Annotated in this window: 20 protein-coding genes; 7 read left to right on the top strand and 13 right to left on the bottom strand. The window is 73.0% G+C overall.

The genetic code is table 11. The features are described 5' to 3' along the window. Positions 1-20: 20 nt before the first annotated feature. On the top strand, positions 21-1,211 hold the full coding sequence (locus IF17_RS0128265; protein WP_030571652.1) for a saccharopine dehydrogenase family protein: 1,191 nt from the start codon (positions 21-23) through the stop codon (positions 1,209-1,211). A gap of 10 nt (positions 1,212-1,221) precedes the next feature. Here the strand turns inward: IF17_RS0128265 and mmpA are convergent, their stop codons facing one another. Continuing rightward, a complete protein-coding gene (gene mmpA, locus IF17_RS1000000139355) occupies positions 1,222-1,377 on the bottom strand; it encodes a morphogenic membrane protein MmpA (protein WP_167344539.1) in 156 nt (51 codons plus the stop codon). Positions 1,378-1,456: 79 nt separating this feature from the next. After that, positions 1,457-2,149 (bottom strand): endonuclease V, encoded by a 693-nt coding sequence (locus IF17_RS0128255; RefSeq protein WP_030571649.1) that lies wholly within the window; start codon positions 2,147-2,149, stop codon positions 1,457-1,459. A 53-nt stretch (positions 2,150-2,202) separates the two neighbouring features. On the opposite strand from IF17_RS0128255, the gene IF17_RS0128250 reads away from it, so the two are divergent. The 5 genes from IF17_RS0128250 (at position 2,203) to IF17_RS0128230 (ending at position 8,523) form a co-directional block, all read left to right on the top strand. Further along, a complete protein-coding gene (locus tag IF17_RS0128250) occupies positions 2,203-2,505 on the top strand; it encodes a YciI family protein (protein ID WP_030571646.1) in 303 nt (100 codons plus the stop codon). A gap of 227 nt (positions 2,506-2,732) precedes the next feature. After that, a complete protein-coding gene (gene ssgD / locus IF17_RS0128245; protein WP_026241704.1) occupies positions 2,733-3,149 on the top strand; it encodes a spore wall synthesis regulator SsgD in 417 nt (138 codons plus the stop codon). Between the two features lie 232 nt (positions 3,150-3,381). Further along, positions 3,382-5,013 carry an ABC-F family ATP-binding cassette domain-containing protein gene (locus IF17_RS0128240; RefSeq protein ID WP_030571642.1) on the top strand — a complete coding sequence of 544 codons (1,632 nt, stop codon included), beginning with the start codon at positions 3,382-3,384 and terminating at the stop codon, positions 5,011-5,013. A gap of 67 nt (positions 5,014-5,080) precedes the next feature. Beyond that, entirely contained in the window at positions 5,081-7,366 is a 2,286-nt protein-coding gene (locus IF17_RS0128235) for an ATP-binding cassette domain-containing protein (protein WP_030571640.1), read from the top strand. Positions 7,367-7,548: 182 nt separating this feature from the next. Then, positions 7,549-8,523, top strand: coding sequence for an acyl-ACP desaturase (locus tag IF17_RS0128230; RefSeq protein ID WP_030571638.1), 975 nt, complete (start codon positions 7,549-7,551; stop codon positions 8,521-8,523). 40 nt (positions 8,524-8,563) lie between these two features. Here the strand turns inward: IF17_RS0128230 and IF17_RS0128225 are convergent, their stop codons facing one another. The 11 genes from IF17_RS0128225 to IF17_RS1000000140285 all read right to left on the bottom strand — a co-directional run bounded on the left by IF17_RS0128225 (position 8,564) and on the right by IF17_RS1000000140285 (position 20,939). After that, positions 8,564-11,953 carry a hypothetical protein gene (locus IF17_RS0128225; protein WP_030571636.1) on the bottom strand — a complete coding sequence of 1,130 codons (3,390 nt, stop codon included), beginning with the start codon at positions 11,951-11,953 and terminating at the stop codon, positions 8,564-8,566. Positions 11,954-12,015: 62 nt separating this feature from the next. Next, the gene (locus IF17_RS0128220; RefSeq protein WP_030571634.1) at positions 12,016-13,599 is read right to left on the bottom strand and encodes a GMC family oxidoreductase; all 1,584 of its coding nucleotides are present in this window, start codon (positions 13,597-13,599) and stop codon (positions 12,016-12,018) included. Positions 13,600-13,665: 66 nt separating this feature from the next. Further along, positions 13,666-13,920, bottom strand: a complete 255-nt coding sequence (locus IF17_RS0128215) for a WhiB family transcriptional regulator (RefSeq protein WP_026241705.1) — start codon at positions 13,918-13,920, stop codon at positions 13,666-13,668. Between the two features lie 96 nt (positions 13,921-14,016). Then, positions 14,017-14,811 carry a VOC family protein gene (locus IF17_RS0128210; protein WP_030571632.1) on the bottom strand — a complete coding sequence of 265 codons (795 nt, stop codon included), beginning with the start codon at positions 14,809-14,811 and terminating at the stop codon, positions 14,017-14,019. A 141-nt stretch (positions 14,812-14,952) separates the two neighbouring features. Beyond that, on the bottom strand, positions 14,953-16,026 hold the full coding sequence (locus IF17_RS0128205; RefSeq protein ID WP_030571630.1) for an LLM class flavin-dependent oxidoreductase: 1,074 nt from the start codon (positions 16,024-16,026) through the stop codon (positions 14,953-14,955). A 6-nt stretch (positions 16,027-16,032) separates the two neighbouring features. After that, on the bottom strand, positions 16,033-16,938 hold the full coding sequence (locus tag IF17_RS0128200; RefSeq protein WP_030571628.1) for an ABC transporter substrate-binding protein: 906 nt from the start codon (positions 16,936-16,938) through the stop codon (positions 16,033-16,035). Continuing rightward, entirely contained in the window at positions 16,939-17,697 is a 759-nt protein-coding gene (locus IF17_RS0128195) for an ABC transporter ATP-binding protein (protein ID WP_030571625.1), read from the bottom strand. Then, entirely contained in the window at positions 17,694-18,548 is an 855-nt protein-coding gene (locus IF17_RS0128190; RefSeq protein WP_030571621.1) for an ABC transporter permease, read from the bottom strand. The genes IF17_RS0128195 and IF17_RS0128190 overlap by 4 nt, the downstream gene beginning before the upstream one ends. Next, positions 18,545-19,573 carry an NrtA/SsuA/CpmA family ABC transporter substrate-binding protein gene (locus tag IF17_RS0128185; RefSeq protein WP_030571619.1) on the bottom strand — a complete coding sequence of 343 codons (1,029 nt, stop codon included), beginning with the start codon at positions 19,571-19,573 and terminating at the stop codon, positions 18,545-18,547. The genes IF17_RS0128190 and IF17_RS0128185 overlap by 4 nt, the downstream gene beginning before the upstream one ends. An 18-nt stretch (positions 19,574-19,591) precedes the next feature. Next, positions 19,592-20,617 (bottom strand): ABC transporter substrate-binding protein, encoded by a 1,026-nt coding sequence (locus IF17_RS0128180; protein WP_030571616.1) that lies wholly within the window; start codon positions 20,615-20,617, stop codon positions 19,592-19,594. A gap of 205 nt (positions 20,618-20,822) precedes the next feature. After that, entirely contained in the window at positions 20,823-20,939 is a 117-nt protein-coding gene (locus IF17_RS1000000140285) for a putative leader peptide (protein ID WP_309544405.1), read from the bottom strand. 200 nt (positions 20,940-21,139) lie between these two features. Here IF17_RS1000000140285 and IF17_RS0128170 point away from each other — a divergent pair, with 200 nt between their 5' ends. After that, the gene (locus tag IF17_RS0128170; RefSeq protein WP_030571614.1) at positions 21,140-21,922 is read left to right on the top strand and encodes an IclR family transcriptional regulator; all 783 of its coding nucleotides are present in this window, start codon (positions 21,140-21,142) and stop codon (positions 21,920-21,922) included. Positions 21,923-22,004 lie beyond the last annotated feature (82 nt).

Genomic DNA, 22,004 nt, shown 5'->3' with positions numbered 1-22,004 from the left:
CTCGCCCCCCGGAGGTACTCGTGAACAGGCAGAACGGGGCCGCGCGCCCCCTGGATGTCGTCCTTTTCGGTGCCACCGGTTTCGTGGGGGTGCTCACGGCGGAGTACCTGGCGGCGCACGCCCCCGAGGAGCTGCGCTGGGGGCTGGCCGGCCGCAGCCGCACCAAGCTGGAGCGGCTGCGCGAGCGGCTCACCGCGATCGAACCGGGCTGCGCCGAGCTGCCGTTGCTGGAGACCGACGCGGACGACGAGGACGCGCTGCGTGAACTCGCGGAATCCGCACGGGTGGTGGCCACGACCGTGGGCCCGTACATCCTGTACGGCGAGAAGCTCGTCGCCGCCTGCGCCGAGGCCGGGACGGACTACCTGGACCTCACCGGCGAGGCGGAGTTCATCGACCGGACCTATGTGCGCCACGACGCGCGGGCCCGGGAGACCGGCGCCCGTATCGTGCATGCCTGCGGCTTCGACTCCGTACCCCATGACCTGGGGGCGTACTTCACGGTGAAGCAGCTGCCGGAGGGTGTGCCGCTGACCGTCGACGGCTTCGTCCGCAGCAACGCCGTGTTCTCCGGCGGTACGTTCGCCTCCGCGCTCACCGCGATGGGGCGCGGCCCGCAGATGCTGCTCGCCGCCCGGGAGCGGCGCCTGCACGAGCCCCGACAGGTGGGGCGCCGGGTCCGCACCCCGGCGGGCTCCCCGCACTTCAACGGGGCCACCGGCACCTGGGCGCTGCCGCTGCCGACCGTGGACCCGGCGGTCGTGGGCCGCTCCGCGCGGGCGCTGGAGCGGTACGGCCCCGACTTCCGCTACCGCCACTTCGCCTCGGTCAAGACCCTGCCGATGGCCCTCGGCGGGCCTGCGGCGGTCGGTGCGCTGGTCGCGGCGGCCCAGGTGGGTCCCGTTCGCGACTGGCTGATGGGGCGGTACGAGGCGGGGCAGGGGCCGGACGCGGAGCGCCGCAGGCGGAGCTGGTTCAGCGTCCGCTTCGTCGGGGAGGGCGGTGGGCGGCGGGTCTTCACCGAGGTGTCCGGCGGCGATCCGGGCTACGACGAGACGGCCAAGATCCTCGCCGAGTCGGCCCTCTGCCTCGCCCTGGACAAGCTCCCGGAGACCTCCGGCCAGGTCACCACGGCGACGGCGATGGGCGACGCGCTGCTGGAACGCCTGACGGCGGCGGGGCTGCGCTTCCGGGTGGCGGCGGTGCGGTGAAGAAGCGCTGCTAGAAGATCCAGCTGACCAGCGTGTAGAGCATCGCGCCCAGCCAGACGAGGCCGACGACCCCGCCGATGGCCATACCGAGAGCCATACCGTGGGCCATGTGGTGCTGGGCGGGGCCGAAGGGGACGGGGCGGGCAGCTGTGCGAGAGGCGTTCATGTGTTCAGCCTGCCCAGCAAGATCGATCTATGCCATCCGTACAGATACTCAATTGAATCCGATGGCAAGCGGTGGCCCCTCAGGCGGTCGCTTCGCGCAGGGTCTGCCGGCACAGCGCGTCCGCCCGGCGGGTGCTCTCCGGCTGGCGGAAGCGGCGGGCCAGGCGCAGGGTGTGGGCGCAGGCGTTGTCGAGGCTGATCCGGTGGCCGACGGAGACGAAGACCGGGTTGGTGTTCTCCTGGGTGCGCAGCGCCCGGCCCACCACCTCGTCGCCGTCCACCAGCGGGGAGAAGTCGCCGCGCCGGGGGCCGGGGGCCTCGTACGTGAAGGTGAAGGGGTTCTTGCCGACGCCGATCACGGGCAGCCCGGTGAGCACGCCCAGGTGGCTGGCGAGCCCGAAGCGGCGCGGGTGGGCGAGGCCGTACCCGTCGCAGATGACGACGCCGGGGTCGACGGTCAGCGACTCCAGGGCCTCCAGCACGGAGGGGATCTCGCGGAAGGCCAGCAGCCCGGGGACGTACGGGAAGGTGATCTTGCCGACCGCGGTGGCCTCGTCCACGGTCTCCAGCGTCTCGGCGTCCAGCACCACGGCCGCCGCGACGACGACGTCCTTCTCCTCGTCGTACGCCACGTCGACCCCGGTCACCAGGCCGGTGCCGGGCGCCGGGCCCGGCTCGTCCAGCACCACGAGGCCGCGCAGGCGGTCCTGGATCGCCCGGCCCTCGGCTTCGTCTGCGGGGGTCTCATGGGCGGGGGTGGGCTGTGTCGTCATGACCAGCAGCTTAGGCGGTGCCGGGGCACCCACGTTCCCGTAGCCTGACGATCATGTTCGTACTCGAATTGACCTACACGGCTCCCGTCGAGCGCGCGGACGCGCTGATGAAGGAGCACATCGCCTGGCTCGACGAGCAGTACGCCGCCGGCGTCTTCATCGCGTCGGGCCGCAAGAACCCCCGGGACGGCGGGGTGATCCTCGCCGTCGGGGACGACCGGCAGCGGATCGAGGCGATCGCCGCGGCCGACCCCTTCGCCGCGCACGGGGTCTGCGCCTACCGGATCACCGAATTCATCGCGACCAAGACGGCACCCGAACTCGCTCCGTTCAAGCAGGAGTTGCCGGGGCAGTAGGCGGGCCGGGCGGCACCCTCCCCGGACTTCGCGCAGGCCGGAACGTACGCCGGTCAGGGTGCGCGGCCCGGAAGCGGGCAGGAGGCGGGGGTGCAGGAGAGCGTGGAGGAGAGGCGGGGCGTGGGCGGTGACGCAGCTCACGCCGCCCGCCGGTGCACGGATCGATGCGTTCCGTCGTCTACTCCAATGCCGGGAACCGTTCACCCAGCCGCGAGAGGGAGCAGGTCTTGTCCAGCGTTATCGAGCAGTCCGTGCAGGCCCGCATGGTCGCGTCCGCCCCGCGGATGGAAACCCTGCCGGCCACACTGAGTTACGACCGCAAGGACCCCTTCGCCGTGCGGATGGCGTTTCCGGCCCCGGCGACCCTGGAGGGGACCGAGGTGTCCTGGGAGTTCTCCCGTGAGCTGCTGACGGCGGGGGTCGACACCCCGGCCGGCGAGGGGGACGTCCGGGTCAGGCCGTTCGGGTACGAGCGGACGGTGCTGGAGTTCCACGCGGCCGAGGGCATCGCCATGGTCCACGTGCGCACGGCGGAGCTGCGCCGCTTCCTGGAGCGGGCGCAGGAGCTGGTGCCGATGGGTGACGAGTACCGCTATCTGGAGCTGGACCGGAACCTGACCGATCTGCTCGGCGGCGCCTGCTGAGCGGCGGCACCTCACCGCCTCCCCGTCGGAAAACCCGTTGCCGGGATGTGCGCCGCGGTTCTACCTTCGTGACTGTCCCTGTTGTCGTCGGATCGGAGAAGGACGTTGCTGATCTGAGGTCCCCCGCACCGTGCAGCGCCGCCACGCCTCGTCGTGGTATCGGGCGCCCGTGTGCGACCTCAGCTCGTCAGCCGTCCTCAGCTCACTTCCCCGACGTACACGGGAGATCCGTATGTCTGCGTCCGACACCCACATCAGCTGTACCTCCCTCTCCTTCTCCTGGCCCGACGGCACCGAGGTCCTCTCCGGCTTCGACCTCACCGTGGGCCCCGGTCGCACCGGGCTCATCGGCCTCAACGGGTGCGGCAAATCGACCCTGTTGCGGCTGATCGCCGGTGAACTCACCCCGTTGGAAGGTGAGATCAGGACCCGGGGCGGCCTCGGGTATCTGCCGCAGACCGTCACCCTGGACACCGCGCTAGAGGTCGACCGGGTGCTGGGCATCGCGGACCGGCGGGCGGCGATCGACGCCGTCGAGGCGGGTGACGTACGCGAGGAGCTCTTCGCGGTGATCGGCGACGACTGGGACGTGGAGCAGCGCGCCCGCGCCGCCCTGGACGGGCTCGGCCTCGGCCACATCGGCCTGGACCGCACGGTCGGGGAGATGTCCGGCGGCGAGTGCGTGCTCCTGCGGCTGGTGGCCCTGCTGCTGGACCGTCCCGGGGTGCTGCTGCTGGACGAGCCGACGAACAACCTGGACGCGGTCGCCCGCAAGCGGCTGTACGACGCGGTCGACGCCTGGACCGGGGCGCTGCTCGTGGTGAGCCACGACCGGGAGCTGCTGGAGCGGGTCGACCGGATCGCGGATCTGCGCGAGGGCGCGGTCACCTGGTACGGCGGAAACCTCTCGGCGTACGAGGAGGCGCTCGCCGTCGAGCAGGAGGCGGCGCAGCGGATGGTGCGGGCCGCCGAGTCGGATGTGCAGCGCCAGAAGCGCGAACTGGCCGACGCTCACATGAAGTTGGCCCGGCGCAGGCGGTACGGCCAGAAGATGTGGGATACCAAGCGGGAGCCCAAGGTGATCATGGGCCAGCGCAAGCGGTCCGCCCAGGTGTCGGCCGGCAAGCACCGCATCCTGCACACCGAGCGGCTGGCGGAGGCCAGGGAACGGCTCGACGAGGCGGAGTCGGCGGTGCGCGAGGACGAGGAGATCCGGATCGAGCTGCCGACGACGCGGGTGCATCCGGGGAACGAGGTGCTGCTCCTGCGTGATCCGGCACCGCCCTACGGGCCGCCGCTGCGTGGGGAGTTGACCGTCAGCGGTCCGGAGCGGATCGCGCTGACCGGGCGCAACGGGGCGGGGAAGACGGCGTTGCTGCGGACGATCGCGGGTGAGCTCGCCCCGCTCTCCGGTGAGGCGACGACGCCGGTGCCGCTGGGCTTCCTCCCGCAGCGGCTGGACACGCTGGACGACGCGCTGTCGGTGGCGGACAACGTGAAGCGGTCGGCCCCCGGCCTGAGCGACAACGGCGTCCGGGCCCGGCTCGCGCGCTTCCTCTTCAAGGGGGGCTCCGCCGACCGTCCGGCCGGGACACTGTCGGGCGGGGAGCGCTTCCGGGCGACGCTGGCGATGCTGCTGCTGGCGGACCCGGCGCCCCGGCTGCTGTTGCTGGACGAGCCGACGAACAGCCTCGACCTGGCGAGCGTACGGCGGCTGACCGAGGCCCTGGAGGCGTACGAGGGGGCGCTGATCGTGGCGAGCCACGACGTGCCGTTCCTGGAGGCGATCGGGATCACCCGGTGGCTGCGGCTGGACGGGAAGCTGCGGGACACGACTGCCGAGGAGGTGCGGGCGGGGCGGTGAGCGGCCCCGGCAGATCTGCGGGAAAAGGCGACAGAAGCTGTCGGGTATTGCGCCTAGCGTCGTCGGTATGGATCTCAGCACCGAGCGCGGCATCGTCATCACCGGAGCGCACGAGAACAATCTGCGCGACGTCTCCCTCACCCTGCCCAAGGGCCGGATCACCGTCTTCACCGGGGTCTCCGGCTCGGGGAAGTCATCGGTCGTCTTCGACACGATCGCCGTGGAGTCCCAGCGGCAGCTGAACGAGACCTTCACCTCGTTCCTGCGGAACCGGCTGCCGAAGTACGAGCGGCCACGGGCCGAGTCCATGGAGGACCTGTCCGTGGCCGTCGTCATCGACCAGAAGCCGCTGGGCGGCAACATCCGCTCGACCGTGGGCACGGCGACGGACATCTGGTCGGTGATCCGGGTGCTGTTCTCCCGGTACGGAACGCCGAGCGCCGGCGGGGCCACCGCGTACTCCTTCAACGACCCTGCGGGGATGTGCCCGGAGTGCGACGGGGTGGGACGTACGGTCCGGCTCGACCTGGACCGGGCGGTGGACTGGTCGAAGTCGCTGAACGAGGGGGCGCTGCTGCTGCCCGGCCTCACGGTGGGCAGCTGGGAGTGGAACCTGTACGGCGGGTCGGGGCGGTTCGACAACGACCTGCCGCTCTCCGCGTACGGCGAGGAGGAGCGTCAACTCCTGCTGTACGGATCCGGGTTCAACGTCCGGATCGACATGCGGACGGGCTCGGCCGACATGCGGTTCGAGGGAGTGGTGACGCGGTTCGAGCGGCTCTACCTCAAGCGCGACACGGCATCGCTGTCGGACAAGCGGCGCGCGGCGGCCGACCGGTTCACCGTCGAGCGGGTCTGCGCCTCCTGCGGCGGGGCACGGCTGAACGCGGCGGCCCTCGCCACCCGCGTCGACGGGCTCTCACCCGCCGACTACGGAAGGATGGAGGTCGCCGATCTCGTCGGCGTACTGGCCAGGATCGACGACCCGGTGGGCGGCCCGATCGCGGCGGCGGCCCGTGAACGGCTGGAGCGGCTCGTGGGGATCGGGCTCGGCTACCTCAGCCTGGACCGGGAGACGACCACCCTCTCCGGCGGCGAGGGGCAGCGGCTCAAGATGGTGCGGCACCTGGGGAGTTCGCTGACCGGGCTGACCTTCGTCTTCGACGAGCCGAGCGTCGGGCTGCATCCACGGGACGTCGGGCGGCTCGGTGATCTGCTGGTGCGGCTGCGCGACAAGGGCAACACCGTGCTGGTCGTCGAGCACGACCCGGACGTGATGGCGGTCGCGGACCATATCGTCGACATGGGGCCGCGGGCCGGGGCGGAGGGCGGCCACGTCGTCTTCGAGGGGCCGTTCGACCGGTTGCGGGAGGCGGACACGCTCACCGGCCGCTGCCTGCGCCGACGGACGTCCGTCAAGAGCGAGTTCCGCTCCCCCACCGGGCGACTCCCGGTCCGGGGAGCCGACCTGCACAACCTCAAAGGGCTGGACGTGTCGTTCCCCGCCGGGGTGCTGACGGTGGTGACGGGGGTCGCCGGTTCGGGCAAGTCGACGCTGGTCTCGGAGGTGTTCACGGCGGCCCACCCGCAGGCGGTGGTCATCGACCAGAGCGCCATCACCGCGTCCTCCCGCTCGACCCCGGCCTCGTACATCGGTGCGCTGGACACCATCCGCAAGGTCTTCGCCCGCGAGAACGGCGTCGACGCCGGGCTGTTCAGCTTCAACTCCGCGGGTGCCTGCCCGGGTTGCTCGGGCCGCGGGGAGATCTCCACCGACCTGGCGTTCATGGATCCGGTCACCACCACCTGCGAGGAGTGCGAGGGCCGCCGCTTCCACGACGACGTACTGAAGCACCGGGTCGGCGGCCGGTCCATCGTCGACGTGCTGGAGATGACGGCGGCGCAGGCGGTCGGGCTCTTCGAGGACCGCGTACTGCTGCGGAAGCTGCGCACGCTCGACGAGGTCGGCCTCACCTACCTCACGCTCGGGCAGCCCCTCAGCACCCTCTCGGGAGGTGAGCGCCAGCGGATCAAGCTCGCCACCCAGCTGCACCGCACCTCCAGCGTGTACGTCCTGGACGAGCCGACGACCGGGCTGCACCTGGCCGACACGGGGGCGCTGGTGGATCTGCTGGACCGGCTCGTCGACGCGGGGAACACGGTGATCTGCGTCGAACACAACCTGGAGGTGCTCAAGCGGGCGGACTGGGTGATCGACCTCGGCCCGGACGGCGGGAAGAAGGGCGGCGAGCTGGTCTTCGAGGGGACGCCGGTGGGGCTGCTCGCGGACCGCACCTCGGTTACCGCCCGGTATCTGCGCCGGGACCTGGGCCTGCCCGAGGACCCCCGCTGACCTGCGAAGACCCGCTGAAGCTCACGGAAGTCCGCCGCGAGCTGCGCGCATAACGGTACGTGATCGGGTGCCCGCGGGGACGGGCTTGGCTTACCCCTTACCGTCGCCTTAACCTACGGTCACGTAACCTACGAATCCGTAGGTAATTCCCGTCCCCCCACTCCCGTCCCCAGGAGCTCCCCGTGACGATCACCTCTCCCCACCTCGGCAGTTCGAAGGCGTGGACCGACGCCCAGCTGCTGTACGCGCTGGAAGAGGTGGTGGAGAAGGAACTCAACCGCCATCTCAAGGTCGCCAAGGACTGGATGCCCCACGAGTACGTCCCGTTCTCCGACGGACGGAACTTCCCCGGCATCTTCGAGGACGGCGAGGCGTGGTCCGCGGACCAGTCCAAGGTCACCGACATCGGCAAGATCGCGCTCGTGGTGAACCTCCTCACCGAGGACAACCTCCCCAGCTACCACCACGAGATCGCCTCCCTCTTCGGCCGCGACGGCGCCTGGGGCACCTGGGTGCACCGCTGGACCGCCGAGGAGGGCCGCCACGGCATCGTGATGCGCGACTACCTGCTCACCTCGCGCGCCGTCGACCCGGACCAGCTGGAGCAGTTCCGCATGGCGCACATGGCGGAGGGCTTCGAGTCGGACAACCGGCACTCGATGCTGCACTCCGTCGCGTACGTGGCCTTCCAGGAGCTGGCCACCCGCGTCTCGCACCGCAACACCGGCCACCAGTCCGGCGACCCGGTCTGCGACCGGATGCTGGCCCGGATCGCGACCGACGAGAACCTGCACATGGTCTTCTACCGCAACCTCCTGGGCGCGGCCTTCGAGCTGGCCCCGGACCTGACCATGCAGGCCGTGCGCGACGTCGTCGTCAACTTCCGGATGCCCGGCCACGGCATGCCCGGCTTCGAGCGGGCCGCCGCGCAGATGGCGATCGGCGAGATCTACAACATGCGCATCCACCACGACGACGTGATCCAGCCGGTGCTGCGCCACCTGAAGGTCATGGACATCGACGGGCTCGGCCCGGAGGGCATGAAGGCGCAGGAGGAGCTCGGCCTGTACATGGGCGGGCTGGACAGCGAGGCGTCGAAGTTCGACGAGAAGCTCGCCGCCCGCAAGGCGCGGATGGTCGCGCGCGGCCGCGCCTGACGCGGTCGCTCCCCCGCCCCGCCCGATCACCCGCCCGCCCTCACTCCACGGCGGTGACCTCTCCGTACGCCACGTCGCGTACGTCGCCGCAGGGGTGCTGGCGCAGCATCCGGAGCTGGGTGCGCCACGGCCCGGTCCATGCGGTGCGCCGGCCGCAGGCCACCGTCAGTTCGGCGGCGAGCAGCCCCTCGGCCGCGTCCCCGGTCCCGGCCAGCCGTGCGACGACGACCAGCAGGGTGTCCGTGGCGCCCGTGCCCGCCTCCCCGGCCCTCTCGACGCGCCGTCGGACGGTACGGGCGGTCCGGGCGGCGAGGGCCGGGCGGCCGCCGTGCAGCGCGGCCAGCTCCACCAGGGCGGCGTGCAGCGCGTCGGCGTCCGTACCCCCCGCACCCTCCAGCTCCACAGACTCCGCAAGCAGGGACACGGCCTGCGGTACGAGGTCGCGGTGGCCCGCGAGGACCCGCCCGGCCTCACCCAGCACGGCCCTGCCCCGCGCGTCGTGCACCTGGGGCCACGCCGTCAGCGCCTCGGTCAGCCGGCCGAGGCGTTGCCGGGCGGGCCGGTCCCGCTCCGCCCCGGCGTCGTCCGCCGTCTCCCCGGTCGCCAGCAGCGTCAGCGCGCGATGCAGTGCAGCGGCCGCCTGCGGTGTGGCCGGGGCTGCGGTGGCGAGGGCGTCGGCGGCGGAGCTCCAGGTTCCGCGCCGGTCCATGTCCGTGAGCGCCTCCACCAGGACCGTCGCCGCTCCGGGTGCCCAGGGCAGCCACGGGACGAGCGCGCGGTGTCCGAGGGCGACCAGTTCGTCGTCGTCGGATGCGCACACCTTCCGGACCAGCTTGGCGTAGCGCGGCCGGTGGCCGGGGTCCAGCTCGTTCGGGTGGGTCCGCAACAGGGCGGTGCGCAGGGCGCGTTCGCCGGTCGCCGCGTCCGCCAGCACCTCCCACATCCGCTCGTCACCGAGCAGCTCCGTACCGGAGGCCACACAGGCGGCCCGCACATCGGGGTGCTGGTCCGGCTGTGCGTACGCGTCGGCGAGGAGGGCCGCCGCGTCGGGCAGGGGCAGCAGGGTGGCGGCCAGCCGGACCGTCTGCTTGCGGCTGGTCACCTTGCCGGTGCCGGGTGCGGTGCGGGCGGCGAACAGCTCGCGGAGCCGGGAGGGGCGGGCGTGGGCGGCGGCCCGGCCCGCCGCGTACAGCGCGACGCGGGCCCGGTCGTCCCCGGCGTGGGCGAGCAGGTCGGGCAGGGCGTCGGCAGGGCGGTCGGTGTGCGCGAGGGCCGCCAGCGCCGCTTCCGCCAGCACCACGTCCGGGGCGTCCACCCAGGCCCGTACGGCGTCGAAGCCACGGCCCGGGAGCGTGGCGAGCCGGCCGAGCGCCGCCCCGCGCGCGTACAGCGGCAGCTTTTCGTCCGCCACCGTGCGCTCCAAATCCCGCTGCACCGTGCGCTGCTGGCGCGGAACCCAGCGGGTCCCGGCGTAGTCGGTGCCGATGGTCCACACCGTGCCGGGGGTGAGGAAGCGGCCCCACGGCGGGGTCCCGCCGAGGTACGCGTCGAGCAGGTCGGTGCGGCGGGTGGTCAGGACCCGCTGCACGGCGGGCAGCGCGGCGGCGGACGGGTCGCGGGTCAGCAGCCGCTCGATGCGCGCGTCCCGGTCCGCCGGGTCCCGGAGCCAGAGCTCGACCGCGCTGCGGGCGGTGGAGGTGGAGCCGTAGCTGATGGCCTGCCACAGCAGGTCCTGGAGGCCGGGCAGGGCGTCGGCGCGGCGGCCGAGGGCCCGGGCGAGCGCGAGGACGAGACCGTAGTCGGAGCGTTCGGCACCTGCTTCCAGCCAGGGCCGCAGCGCTTCGAGGACGGTGTGCTCCTGGCCCCGGCGCAGGGTCCGGTCCAGGCGGCCGAGGTCGGCGCTGCCGCTGTTGCCGGAGATCCGGACCAGGGTGCGCAACGCCCAGTTGAGGAGGGCGCGTTCGCCGGTGACCGCGTGTTCGCGCAGGACGGCGACGGCCAGTGAGCTGAGGGCCGTGCGGGTCGTCGCGGAGGAGTCGCGGGCCTCCACCGCGTCGGCGGCGATGCGGTCGAGCAGCGGTTCCAGCGCGTCGGTGAAGAGGTCGGGCGGGACGGAGAGCAGGGCGCGCAGGGCGGTCGAGCGCACGGGGTCCTGCTCGTTGCGCAGCCGCAGCAGGTCCTCCAGCACGGTGGCGACGGTCTTCCGGTCACCGGAGCGACCCGCGTTCCGGACGAGCAACGACCAGGCGGTGGCCCGGTCGTCTGCGACGGGTTCGCGGGTGGCGGCGAGGAGCCGGTCCCGTACCTCATCGAAGGGCAGGTAGGACTCGGCGCGGAGCACGGTGGTGCGGTCGGCGCCGCGCGCGCGGGCGCGGTCGGCCAGGCGGCGCGCGACGTCGGCCACGTGCGTACGGGGCAGGGCATCCAGCAGCGCGGTGTCGACGGTGACGTGGGCGCCCTCGCCCTGGCCGGCGACGGCCGCCGCGTGGACGGCGGTGCGGCGGGAGGGCGGCAGGGCGCGGAGCAGGCGGGGCAGCAGGTCGGGCGAGCTGCGGCCCAGTTCGGCGACGAGACCGTCGGGGAGGGCGCCCACCAGCCGGTGCAGCAGGGTGCGGGAGAGCGCGTGGCCCGGTATCGCGCAGGTGCCGGGGGCGAGGAGCAGGCGGGCGAAGCGGGCGGGGTCGGCGGTGGCGAGGTGTCCCAGGTGGCGGAAGAGCGACCCGGGGAGCCGGGTGGGGCCGTACCGTTCGAGGAGGTCGAGCACCCGGTGCGGGAGGGCGCTCGCGGCCGCGGCGACGGCCCGGTCGTGGCCGCACCCGTGCCACCACCCGTGGCGCTCCGCGCCGGGGAGGGCGGCCAGTTCCGCTTCGGCCGCGTCGAGCAGCGGGCCGGGGTGGTGGTGGCCGAGCGAGGACCAGCCGCCCACCGAGCGCAGCAGGGCGGGCAGCGCCTCCTCCACCGTGCCGGCCGAGCACCCGGGCAGCAGGCGGGCCGCCTCCGTGTCGCCCCAGGTCGCGCGGAGGACGGGGAGCAGCCGGTCGGCGAGCGCGGTGCGCCCGTCCAGGACGATCGCCCGGACGAGCTGTCGCCGTACGACGGCGGGCGCGTCGGCGAAGGCCTCCTCGTACACGCGGTCCGGCACGCCGAGGCTCCGGGCGGCGCGCAGGGCGTGACCCCGTACGACGCCGTCCTCGTCGGTGAGGTGCGCACCGGTCCACTCGGCGTCCTGGCCGACGGCGGCCGCGACCACGGCGGTCCGCCGCTCGTACGGATCACCGTCGGCCAGCTCGTCCAGCACCGGCCGAAGGAGCCCTTCGTCCGCCAAACACCGTGCACGCAAGGCGAGTTCGCGCATGCGCTGCGGGTGGGGCAGCGGGTCGAGCGCGTCGAGGAGGGCGGCGGTGAGGACGAGCGGCTGTGCGTCGGTCATGGGGGGATTGTGCCGTGCCGGGTCACGCCCGCCCCAGGAGTTCACGGAGCGGGGGCCGTCGGCTACGTCGTAGCGCCCACCCGGGCGTCCGCGCGGATGAGTTCGGCGGCGCGCTCGGCGAGGGCCACCGTCGGGGCGTGGGTGTGGCCGCGCGTGATCCGCGGCATCACCGACGCGTCGACGACACGCAGCCCCGCCACCCCGCGCACCCGGAGCCGGGGGTCGGTCACCGCGTCCTCGTCCTCGCCCATCCGGCAGGTGCCGACGGGGTGGTAGAGGGTCTCGGCAGCGCCGCGGATCGCCCGGGCCAGCTCGGTGTCGTCGACCACGCCCGGGTAGAAACCCATGGGGTCGCCGGTGTGGGCGGCGAGGTCCGGGGAGGCGAGCAGGGACTCCGCGCGGCGGACACCCGCGATCAGGCGGCGCAGGTCGGACTCGTCGGTGAGGTATCCGGGGTCGATCCGGGCCCCGGTGCCGTCGGGGGCGAGGGTGATGCGGCCGGTGCTCCCGGGCTGGAGCAGGATGACGCCGAGAGTGATGCCGTGCTCGGTGGGGGCGGTCAGCCCGTGGTTGATGAAGGGCGCCGGGGCGAAGATCAGCTCAAGGTCGGGGGCGGCCTGCTCCGGGGTGGAGCGGACGAACGCCACGGCCTCCCCGACGTTGGAGGTCAGCGGCCCACGGCGGGCCAAAAGGTAGCGCGCGAGGTTGGCGGGCGTGTCGGCGCCGGTCAGCGTCACCGGCTGCGGGCAGCGCACGGTGACGGCGAAGGACAGGTGGTCCTGGAGGTTCCGGCCGACGTCCGGGGAGGCGGCCCGCACCTCGATCCCGGCCGCGCGGAGTGCCTCGGGGTCGCCGATGCCGGAGCGGAGCAGGAGCTGGGGTGAGCCGATGGCGCCCGCGCTGAGGATCACCTCGCGGCGGGCGGCAAGGCGGCCGACCGCCGTGCGGACGCCGGTGACGCGGGGCCCGTCGAAGGTGAGGCCGCTGACGCGGGCGCTGGTGAGGATGTCCAGGTTGGGCCGGCGGGCGGCCCTCTTCAGGTAGCCGTCGGCGGCGCTCCAGCGGCGGCCCCTGCGCTGGTTGAGCGGGGTGAGGGAACAGCCGCTGTGGTCGGGCACGTTGAGTTCGGGGAGCTGGGGCAGTCCGTCGGACCGGCAGGCGGCCAGGAACGCGGCGCTCAGCGGGCTCGGGTCCCGGGGCGGGGAGATGAAGAGCGGCCCCTCGGTGCCGTGGACGGTGCTCTCGCCGGTGGGGCCCGTCCACTGCTCCGCCCGCCGGAAGTACCGTACGAGCGCGTCGTGGGACCAGTCCTCCCCCGCGGTCCGCGCCCAGGTGTCGTAGTCGTCCCGGTGTCCGCGCACCCACATCATGGCGTTGATGGACGAGGACCCGCCGAGGCCGTGGCCGCGCGGCCAGTACAGCTCGCGGCCGCCGAGGCCCGACTGGGGCACGGTGTGCAGATCCCAGTCGTACGGGGTCTTGAACAGCTTCGGGAAGGCCGCCGGAATGCGGATCTCCGGCTTCCGGTCGGGCCCGCCGGACTCCACCAGTGCCACTCTGACCATCGGATCCTCGGAGAGCCGGGCGGCCAGGACACAGCCCGCCGATCCGGCGCCGACGACGATGTAGTCGTACGTGGTGGTCATCGCGATTCCCCTGCCCGGTGCGGGTGGCTGTGCGGACAGCGGAATTCTGGCATGGGCGGGGGCGGTTCAGCCCTGGTCGCGCTCTTCCCGGCGCAGCCGTTCGCGCTCCTTCTCGGAGAGCCCGCCCCAGACGCCGAACCGCTCGTCGTTGGCGAGTGCGTACTCCAGGCAGGCCACGCGCCCCTCGCAGGCTCCGCAGAGCTGCTTGGCCTCACGCGTCGAACTGCCCGGGGCCGGGAAGAAGAACTCGGGTCCGGCCTGCGCGCACAACGCGGTCTCCTGCCAGTCGAGCGCGTCCTCGGTCACCATATTGATCAGCATGGGACCTACGGTGCCGGGGTGCGATAAACGACTGATCAACGATCCATCAATCGTCCGGCGCGCCCTCTTCCACTGCCTCGTTCTCCTGCCTCGCTTCTACTGCCTCGGCAGGGGCTTCATCACCGCGAAGACCGCTCCGAACGGATCGGTCACGTTGGCCATGGTGCCGACGCCCGGCACCTCCATCGCCGGCAGCGCCTCCGCCCCGCCGAGCCGCTTGGCGGCGTCCACCGTCACCGCCACGTCCTCGACCGCGAAATACGGCATCCAGTGCGGGCCGCGCGCCGCCTCGGCCGGGACGTCGCCCATCGTGACCAGGCCGCCGAACGACAGCTCCGGGCCGGTGCCGGCGGGGTGGACCGTGGTGTAGACGTACTCGGTGCCCTCCACCTTCAGCGCGTCGGTCTTCCAGCCGAAGACGTCGCCGAAGAACCGGGCCGCCGCCGGGACGTCCGGGGTGTACAGCTCGGCCCAGAGGAGCGAGCCCGGCTGCTGGATGACGCCGAGGCCGGGGTTCTGCCGCGGCTGCCATACGCCGAAGTAGGCTCCGCCCGGGTCCGTGAAGCCGCCCATCCGGCCGTAGTCGAGGACGTCCATCGGCTCGAAGGCGGCGCGGCCGCCGGACCGGTTCACCTGCTCGGCGGTGGCGTTGATGTCGGGCGACTGGAAGTAGAGGGACCAGGCGCTGGAGGACTGCTCCTCGGGGACCGCCATGACCCCGCCGGTGGTGTGGCCATCCAGGGTGAACATCCCGTACCCCCCGACCTCCGGGCCGCCGGGGACGTGCTCCCAGCCCAGGAGACCGCCGTAGAAGGCGGCGGCCCCGTCGACGTCGGGCGTGCCGAGATCGACCCAGTTGGGTGCTCCGTCGGGGAAGGCGGGGTTGAGCATGGCGTGCTCCTTCAGCGGATCCCGTGGCCCCGCTCGCGCACGGCGGCGGGGCTGTTCCCTGTCCCGTCGAGTCTCGCACCGGCCACCGTCCACCGCAGTCCGCGCGGGGCCGACCGAGGCCGCCCCGCGTCTCCGCGCAGGTCAGCGGCGTACCCCCAGGGCCGGGAGGACCGCCTCGGCGACGCGGTAGGCCTCCTCCAGGAGCGGGTTGCCGGAGAGGATGAAGGTGTCGACGCCCAGCTCCTCGTACTCCTTCAGCCGCTCGGTCACCTGGGCCGTGGAGCCGACGACGGCGGTGCCGGGGCCCGGGCGGAAGAGGCTCATGCCGGGCCACAGGTTGGGGTGGGTCTCCAGTTCGCGGGCGCGCGCCGGGACCCTGCCGCCGTGCTGGCGGAACTGGCGCTGCCAGCCGACGCCGTCCTCCCCCGCCCGGTCCCCGAGCTGCCGGGCGTACGTCGCCTCGCTGGTGACGTCCAGCAGCCGGTCGGCCGCCGCCCACGCCTCGTCCTCGGTGTCGCGGACGATGAGGTGGAGGCGGAGCCCGATGCGCAGGGTGCGTCCGTGGGCGGCGGCCCGGGCACGGACCTGTTCCAGCTTCTCCTTCAACAGGTGCGGGGGCTCGCCCCAGGTGAGGAAGACGTCGACGTGCTGGGCGGCCATCTCGATGCCGGGGGCGGAGGAGCCGCCGAACCAGAGCGGGATGTGCGGGTCCTGGACGGGCTTCAGCTCGCGGAACGAGGCGCCCGCGTTCTTCAGGTCGTAGAACCGGCCCTGGTGGTCGAAGACCTCGCCCGCGGTGAGCCGTTTGACGAGGGACCAGTACTCGGCGCTCAGCTCGTACCGCTCGTCGTGCTCCACATGGAGCCCGTACTCCTGGAGGGACTTGGTGAAGCCGTTGACGACGTTGAAGCGGAGCCGTCCGCCGAAGAGGTTGTCGAAGGTGAGCGCCATCTTCGCCAGCAGGGTCGGCGAGATCAGTCCGGGGTGGACGGCGAGCAGCGGCTTGAACCGGGTGCTGGTGGCGGCGGACAGCGCGCTGCCCAGCGGCCAGACGTCGTGCAGGTCGGTGGCGAGCAACGCCCCGCTGTAGCCGAGCTGTTCGACCGTTCCGGCGAGCCGGGTGAGGTAGCCGAGGTCGGTGGGGCGGCGGCCCGCCGGCTCCCACGGGTAGGCGCCCTCGCGCGGGATGATGTACCAGAGGACTTCGGTGGCCATGGCTGCTCAGACCGCCTTCAGGGCGGCGGCCGGGGTGGTCGCGGAGGCGTGGGCGACGGCGCGGGCCACGGTGACCGGGTGCTCGATGAAGCCGGTGCGGTGGAAGATGTCGGCCGCCTCCTGCTGCTCGGCGAGGAACTCCTCGCTCACCGGCTCGATCCGCCAGGGCAGGGCGGTGAGCGCACTCTCCCAGTCGTCCACGTCGCCGCCGAGGTCGGCGGCGGCCAGATGGGCGGCCTCGCGGGGGTGGGCGGCGGCCCAGTCGTCGGCGTGCTGGAGGGCGCGGGTCAGCGCTTCGACGATCTCGGGCCGCTGCTCGGCGAGTTCGCGGCGGGTGAAGAACACCGACCGGTCGCTGATGACGTCGCCGGTAGGGATCAGGGTGCGCACTTGGCCGGTGCGGCGGGCGGCGGCGAGCTGGGGTCCCTGGGCGACCCACGCGGCGATGGCCCCGGTGCGCAGGAGCTGCTCACTCTCGTCGGTGGAGCGTACGGCGGTGATGTCGTCGGCGTAGGAGAGGCCCGCGTCGTCGAGGGCCTTGGCGACGAGGTGGGTCTGCCAGGAGCCGATCGCCAGGTGGACGGCGGTGCCCTTGAGGTCGGCGACGGTACGGACCGGGCTGTCCTCGGGGACGAGCAGGACGCCGTGCTCGGGGCGCGGGGCGGAGACGGCGGTGTAGACGAGGTCGTGGCCCGCGGACTGGGCGGTGACGGGCGGGGTGGAGCCCGTGCCGCCGAAGTCGATGACGCCCTGGGTGAGGAGTTCGCCGGTGCGGACGCCGTTGCTGTACGGGTGGAAGGCGACGGTCTCGCCGAGGGGTTCGAGCTCCTGCTGGGCGAAGCCGAGCCGAGTCAGGTGGTAGAGGTGGAAGAGGGACGGGTTGCTGGCGTGAACACCGATGGTGATGGTCATTCAGATCACTCCGACACGGTCGAGTTCGGGGGTTTTCACGGGGTGGGACGCGGCCGGGACGCCGAGGTCGTCGAGGAGGCGGCGGCGCAGGGCGGCGAAGGCGGGGTCGCCGGGGTCGCGGGGGCGGGCGACGGTGACCTTCTCGTCGGTGACGAGCCGTCCGTCGCGCAGGACGGCGACCCGGTCGGCGAGACGTACGGCCTCCTCGACGTCATGGGTCACCAGCAGGACGGCGGGCCGGTGCTTGCGGCACAGCTCGTCCACGAGGTCCTGCATCTTCAGCCGGGTCAGGGCGTCGAGCGCGGCGAACGGCTCGTCCAGGAGGAGGAGTTCGGGCTCCCGTACGAGGGCCCGGGCCAGGGCCACGCGCTGGGCCTCGCCGCCGGAGAGGGTGGCGGGCCAGGCGTCGGCGTGCCGTTCCAGGCCCACTTCGGCGAGCGCCCGCAGCCCGTCGTCCCGTCGGCCGCGCGGCAGGGCGACGGTGACGTTGGCGAGCACCTTCTTGGACGGTACGAGGCGGGGTTCCTGGAAGACGATGGTGCGGGCCTCGGGGACGAGCACCTCTCCCCCGTCGGCACCGTCGAGCGCGCCGAGGATCCGCAGCAGGGTCGTCTTGCCACTGCCGCTCGCACCCAGCAGGGCGACGAACTCGCCGCGTGCGATGTCCAGTTCGAGACCGTCGAGGACGGCCCGGGCGCCGAAGACCCGGCGCAGGCCCCGTACCCGTACAGCTGCCTGACGGTGGGCGTTCTCGGTCATCGGCGGGCTCCCTGCGGGGTGCGCCACGGCATCAGGAAGCGTTCCAGGAGCCGTACGAGGACGTCGGCGGTGAGGCCGAGGAGCCCGTAGACGAGGATGCAGACGGCGAGGATGTCGGTGCGGGCGTAGCTCTGGGCCTGGGACATCAGGTAGCCGATACCGGCGGTGGCGTTGATCTCCTCGGCGGCGATGAGGGCGATGACGCTGAGGGTCATCGAGAGCCGCAGTCCGGCAAGGAGCGAGGGCAGTGCGCCGGGCAGGACGACCTCGCGGACGATGGCGAGACGGCTCATGCCGAAGGAGCGCATGGCCTCGACGAGTTTGGGGTCGGTGTTGCGGACGCCGCTGGAGGTGGAGACGTACATGGGGAAGGTGGTGGCGACGGCGATGAGGAGGATCTTCGCGGTCTCGTTGATGCCGAACCACACCATGAACAGCGGGACCAGGGAGAGGAACGGGATGGTGCGCAGGGTCTGGAGGGAGGAGTCGAGCAGCTCGTCGCCGAGCCGGGTGAACCCGGTGGTGATGCCGAGGGTCAGTCCGGCGGCGAGGCCGATGAGCAGCCCGAGCCCGGAGCGGCTCAGGGAGGTGGTGAGCGCGTCGGGCAGCTGGCCGTTCCCCCACAACTCCCCTACCACCTTGAGGACTTCCGCCGGAGAGGCGAGGACGTCCGGGGTGAGCAGACCGGTCGCGGACGCGGCCCACCACAGGCCGAGCAGGACGAACGGGCCGAGGGCGCGGACGGTCAGGGCGTAGGGGCGGCTGCGGGGTTTACGGAGCTGGGGGCGCGGGGTGACGAGCCCCGGGGGTGGTGGGTCGGCGACCTGGGCGACCGCGCGGGTGTCGCTCATGTCAGCTTCTCGACGTCGAGGAGGTGTGCGGCGACGTCCACCTTCTCCTTGGTGACCTTCTGCTCGGCGTAGAAGGCGGCGACGGACTCGAAGCGGACGATGTCCTCGGGGCCGATCGGGTCCACGGTGCCGGACGTGGCGGTGATCTCGGTCTGGACCTCCTTGGCCTTGCCGGTGACGGCGGTCGGGCCGACGTCGGTGAAGACGTTGAGATAGGCGGCCGGGTCCTTCTTCTCCTTGACGCTGGCCGTGTGCAGGTAGTCGTAGAGGGCCTTGACGACGGCGGGGTGCTGCTCGGCGAAGCCCGTACGGACGGCGTTGAGGCTGTAGTTGTCCGAGCCGATCGCCTCTCCGTCGGCGAGGAAGTGGGCCTTGCCGCTGCCGATCTCCGCCACCGCGTAGGTGGCCCAGACGGCCCAGGCGTCGACCTGACCGGCGTTGAAGACGGCGGCGGTCTGGTCGGGGCGCAGATAGACCCGCTCCACCTTGTCGGCCGGGATCTTCTCCTTGGCCAGCGCCTTGAGCAGCAGGTACTCACCGGTGCCGCCCTGGTTGACGGCGACCTTCTTGCCCACCAGGTCGGCGACGGATTCGATGCCGGAGCCGTCGCGGACGAGGATGCCCTCGCCCTTCGCGTCGGGGTCGACGGCGGTGAAGAACGTGAAGCCGGGGCGCTGGGAGAGCGAGGTGATACCGGAGGTGATGGAGCCGGTGGCGATGTCGAGCTGGTCGGCGTTCATCGCCTGGGCGGCCGGCGCGAACGGGCCCGCGCTGCCGGTCCACTTCACCCGGGCACCGACCTTGCCGAGCGCCTTGTCGAGGCTGCCGTCCTTCTTGCCGAGGGCGAGGACGCCGGAGTTGCCGGGGTCGGGGATACGGACTTCGACGGTCTTGCCCGAACTCCCTGCGGGCGCGCTGCCGTTGCTGTCGTCGGAGGTGGAGCAGGCGGACAGGGCGAGGAGGGCGGCGGCCGCGAGGAGGGCGGTCGGGACGGTCGTACGGAGACGTGGTCGGGTGATGTTCATGGTGGTGGGTCCTCGGGCTCAAGGGGCGGTGGGCAGGGGGGATTTCGGGTGGGCGTCGTTCAGCGCGGCGGCTCGGCGGAGCGGTTCGGGGTCGGCCCAGGCGGAGACGGGGACGGGCTCGGGCAGGAAGCCGTGGGCACGCAGGGCGCTCTCCTGCTCGGCGAGCAGGGCGAGGCGCTCCGGGGAGAGGTCGGGGTGGAGGGTGAGGTGGGTGCCGGGGCGGTAGGCGCCGGCGACCCCTTCGGCTCCGGCCCCGGTCTCGGCGCCGAGGATGCGGTCGACCTCCGCCGGGCTCTTTGCCGCCCAGTCGGCGGCCCGGAGCAGGACGGCGAGGAAGCGGTCGACGAGCGCGGGGTGTTCGTCCAGGAGGTCCTGGTGGACGGTGATGGGGCGCGGGGTCCCGTTGTTGATCCGGAAGCGGCGGTCCGGCAGGTCGTCGAGCTCCACGGCGACCTCGGCGCCAGACCGGCGGGCCGCTTCGACGGCGAGGGCGCCCTTGACGTACACCGCGTCGACGTCACCCCTGCGCAGCGCGGCCAGTTCGGCGGCCCACTGCCCCGGGTGGCCGTCCGCCGGTACGTCGACGGGGACGGTGTCCGCCAGGCCGAGGCCCGCCGAGGCGAGGGCGCCCTCGAAGCCGCGCAGCGCCATGGCCCGCCAGAAGTCGATGGCGATGCGGTGCACCGGCAGGGCGATCCGCCGCCCCCGCAGGTCGCCGGCGGACCGGATGCCGGAACCGGGGGCGACCAGGACGACCTGGCGCTCCTCGATCCAGGTCAGACCGATCAGCCGGGTCCGCTCACCGCGTGAACGGGCCCAGAGGGCGGGCACGTTGCCACCTTCCCGGAAGAGCCCGGGCAGAGCGTGGGTGAAGTGGGCCTCCCGGTCCGCGTCCGGTTCGGCGTCCTGGAGGGAGCGGACCGTGATGCCGTCCGGGGCGAACTCGTCGGTGAGCCACTGCCGGTCGGCCGCGATCCCGGTGGCGGTGGGCACGGGACAGCGGGTGAACCAGAGCGTCGCGGGCAGGGCGGGGGCAGACGTCATGGGGGTGGGTCTCCACAGGGGTCGGTGGGGCGCGTGAGGTGTGCGGGGTGGCGGTGGGCAGCCCAGGGGCCCCTGGCACGTACGGCGGCACACGGGGAACAGGGCGCGGCTCCCCGCGCCCCGCACGGAGTTCAGCGGCGGTGGAGCGGGTCCACGGCGGCGCGAGGGGCGGCCGGAGAGGTACGGGAGGGGGTGCCGCGAAGGGTCAGCGACAGGCTGCGCTGGAGACGCGCGCCAGGTCGATGTGGCGGCGCACGGTGAGGGCGAGCGGCACGGGGGCGCCCGGGGCGGAGGAGGCGTGCACGGCGGTACGTCGGGCCATGGCTCGCTGCTCCTTCCCGCTCGTCGGTGGTGATGGCCGCAGCCTGCCACGGCCGTGCCGGATGCGACAACTCGCTTCCCATGATGTGGGATCACATGTGAACGGAGTGTTTCTCAGCAGGGTTGAGCCCTTTCTCGACTCCCGTAATGTGGCAATCGAACGCACCCCGTGCCCCTTCGACGATCGGAGAGTGACCCGTCATGACCGAGGCCGTGACAGCACGCGCACCGGGCGGCGCCCAGGCCGTCCGGCGCGCGCTGGACGTCCTGCACTGCTTCCACGACAACGGGCCCGACCTCAGCGCCTCCGACCTCGCCCGGCGTCTGGAGCTCTCGGTGTCCACGGCCCACCGCCTGGCGCGCACGCTGCTCGGCGCGGGGTTCCTGGAGCAGGATCCGCGTACCGCCCGCTACCGCCTGGGCCCCGCCGTGACCGAGCTGGGCCGGCTCTCCTACCACCAGCGCGGGCTGCACCTGGCCGCGCCGGAGCTGGCGGACCTGGCCGAGCGGACGGGCGCGACGGCGGACCTGGCGCTGCGCAGCGGGCCGCACGCGGTGATCGTGGCGGGCGGTTCGGTGACGCCGAAGGTGGGGCTGCGCCGGCCGCTGCACTCCACCGCGCTGGGCAAAGTGCTCCTCGCCTGGGCCCGGCCGGGCGAGGGCGGCCCTGAGTCGCTGCCGCCGCTGCCCGCGTTCACCGACCGGACGATCGTCGAACCGGCGGCTCTGGAGGCGGAGTTGGTACGGGTACGGGCCGAGGCCTACGCGCTCAACGACGGGGAGTCGGCGCACGGGGTGCGCACCCTGGCCGTGCCGGTCCTGGACGGTGCGGGGTACGCGCGCTTCGCCCTCGCCGTACGGGCCACCCCGTCCCTGATCACCGCCGAGCGCACCGAGTGGCTGCTCAGCGAGGCCCGGTCCTGCGCGCGGGCTCTGGAGGTGCTGCTGCTCTCCCCGGCGGAGCGGCGGCCGCCCGCGCGGTAGCGGGGCCGGGGGCTGGCGGTGCGCGGGGGTTGTCGGCGGGCCGGGGGGCTGTCGGTACGCGGAGGGCTGCCGGTGGGCCGGG

This window comes from Streptomyces cyaneofuscatus (assembly GCF_000718135.1).
GTDB lineage: Bacteria > Actinomycetota > Actinomycetes > Streptomycetales > Streptomycetaceae > Streptomyces > Streptomyces cyaneofuscatus.
The sequence above is the reverse complement of the archived record's forward strand: the minus strand, read 5'-3'. Positions and strand labels throughout refer to the sequence as shown.

Excerpts from the sequence above, each read along its gene's own strand:
- IF17_RS0128215 (WP_026241705.1), bottom strand. The coding sequence starts at position 13,920 with ATGCTGATCAATATGGTGACCGAGGACGCGCTCGACTGGCAGGAGACC.
- IF17_RS0128180 (WP_030571616.1), bottom strand. The coding sequence starts at position 20,617 with ATGACGTCTGCCCCCGCCCTGCCCGCGACGCTCTGGTTCACCCGCTGT.
- IF17_RS0128240 (WP_030571642.1), top strand. The coding sequence starts at position 3,382 with ATGTCTGCGTCCGACACCCACATCAGCTGTACCTCCCTCTCCTTCTCC.
- IF17_RS0128170 (WP_030571614.1), top strand. The coding sequence starts at position 21,140 with ATGACCGAGGCCGTGACAGCACGCGCACCGGGCGGCGCCCAGGCCGTC.
- mmpA (WP_167344539.1), bottom strand. The coding sequence starts at position 1,377 with ATGAACGCCTCTCGCACAGCTGCCCGCCCCGTCCCCTTCGGCCCCGCC.
- IF17_RS0128255 (WP_030571649.1), bottom strand. The coding sequence starts at position 2,149 with ATGACGACACAGCCCACCCCCGCCCATGAGACCCCCGCAGACGAAGCC.
- IF17_RS0128250 (WP_030571646.1), top strand. The coding sequence starts at position 2,203 with ATGTTCGTACTCGAATTGACCTACACGGCTCCCGTCGAGCGCGCGGAC.
- IF17_RS1000000140285 (WP_309544405.1), bottom strand. The coding sequence starts at position 20,939 with ATGGCCCGACGTACCGCCGTGCACGCCTCCTCCGCCCCGGGCGCCCCC.
- IF17_RS0128190 (WP_030571621.1), bottom strand. The coding sequence starts at position 18,548 with ATGAGCGACACCCGCGCGGTCGCCCAGGTCGCCGACCCACCACCCCCG.
- IF17_RS0128225 (WP_030571636.1), bottom strand. The coding sequence starts at position 11,953 with ATGACCGACGCACAGCCGCTCGTCCTCACCGCCGCCCTCCTCGACGCG.
- IF17_RS0128205 (WP_030571630.1), bottom strand. The coding sequence starts at position 16,026 with ATGGCCACCGAAGTCCTCTGGTACATCATCCCGCGCGAGGGCGCCTAC.
- IF17_RS0128185 (WP_030571619.1), bottom strand. The coding sequence starts at position 19,573 with ATGAACATCACCCGACCACGTCTCCGTACGACCGTCCCGACCGCCCTC.
- IF17_RS0128195 (WP_030571625.1), bottom strand. The coding sequence starts at position 17,697 with ATGACCGAGAACGCCCACCGTCAGGCAGCTGTACGGGTACGGGGCCTG.
- IF17_RS0128220 (WP_030571634.1), bottom strand. The coding sequence starts at position 13,599 with ATGACCACCACGTACGACTACATCGTCGTCGGCGCCGGATCGGCGGGC.
- IF17_RS0128210 (WP_030571632.1), bottom strand. The coding sequence starts at position 14,811 with ATGCTCAACCCCGCCTTCCCCGACGGAGCACCCAACTGGGTCGATCTC.
- IF17_RS0128200 (WP_030571628.1), bottom strand. The coding sequence starts at position 16,938 with ATGACCATCACCATCGGTGTTCACGCCAGCAACCCGTCCCTCTTCCAC.
- IF17_RS0128235 (WP_030571640.1), top strand. The coding sequence starts at position 5,081 with ATGGATCTCAGCACCGAGCGCGGCATCGTCATCACCGGAGCGCACGAG.